Raw genomic sequence first — 1,096 nt, 5'->3', positions numbered from 1 at the left:
CTCGTATGTTGAGCCGTTTTTAAGTAAGGCATAGGCTGTTCTAACCGTTTTGTTGGCCAATGCAATGGCAACACATTTCACACTTTTCTTGGCGAGTAGGTTTTTTATCCAGCGCTCTTTCTCCGTGGTCGCTTCTTTATGTTTTAGCCTGCTGACTACCGTTCTTGCACCGAGAAACAGGTTTTTCCTTAATGTATTGCCTCGTCTTTTGGGGATATGACCTATCTTGGCTTTTCCGCCTGATGAGTGCTGTGTCGGTGTTACACCAGCACATGCCGCCGCCCCTCTGGCATTACTAAATTGTGAGGTATTGCCTAAAAAGGACAACAGCTCTATCGCGGTAATAGGGCCAACACCTTCTAATGCCATTAAACGCTGGCAACTGTCATTTTGCTTGGTTATCGCTTCAACTTGTTTATGTAGCTGCGCTTTAGCGTCGCATTGTGTTTTATATAGGTCATAACTCACCGCGAGTGCTTGTTTTAATGCGATAGGTAGCGCATTTTCAGCATCTTCTAGGATATCTGGAATGACTTGTGTTAACGCAGCATCGCCTTGATTAATGACAACACCAAACTCTAATAGCAATCCACGTATTTGATTTGAAAGCTGGGTCTTTTGTTTATCTACTAAGGCTCTCGCTTGCCTCAATGACTGCAACGTTTGCTCTTCAACTGTCATGATTTTACAGGGCTTTACGTTGTATGCTTGGCTTGCACTGGCAATGGCGAGGACATCATTTGCATCGGTTTTTTGGCCTTGCCTAAACGCTTTAACGAACTTAGGGGGAAGCAACATGACATCATGCCCCAGCGACAGCGCTTTGCGAGCAATATGCTGGGCGCTACCGCAAGCTTCCATCACGACCTTTGAACCCTCGGCTTTTGCTAGCAACTCAAGCATAGGTTCGCGTTTCATTGGCTTATTAAATTTGAGTTTATTGCCTTTCAGCTGTGCCACCTGGAAAATGTTTTTTGCCAAGTCGATAGCAATTAAATTAGACTGTGCCATGTATGGACTCCTTATTTGGTAAAAGTGTTTTGCAATATCTTTATACCGTACTCTCCCGTTAAGGGGGAGGAGTCCATACATCTCC

General features: G+C 44.6%; 1 protein-coding gene. It reads right to left on the bottom strand.

What is annotated here, in order from left to right:
* Nucleotides 1–1,011, bottom strand: a 1,011-nt coding sequence (locus tag CKO50_RS23290) for an IS110 family transposase (protein ID WP_095730085.1), incomplete at its 3' end; no start/stop codon positions are given.
* Between the last annotated feature and the right edge of the window lie 85 nt (nt 1,012–1,096).

It is taken from the genome of Pseudoalteromonas sp. HM-SA03 (genome assembly GCF_002289345.1).
In the GTDB taxonomy this organism is placed as follows: Bacteria; Pseudomonadota; Gammaproteobacteria; order Enterobacterales; family Alteromonadaceae; genus Pseudoalteromonas.
The sequence above is the reverse complement of the archived record's forward strand: the minus strand, read 5'-3'. Positions and strand labels throughout refer to the sequence as shown.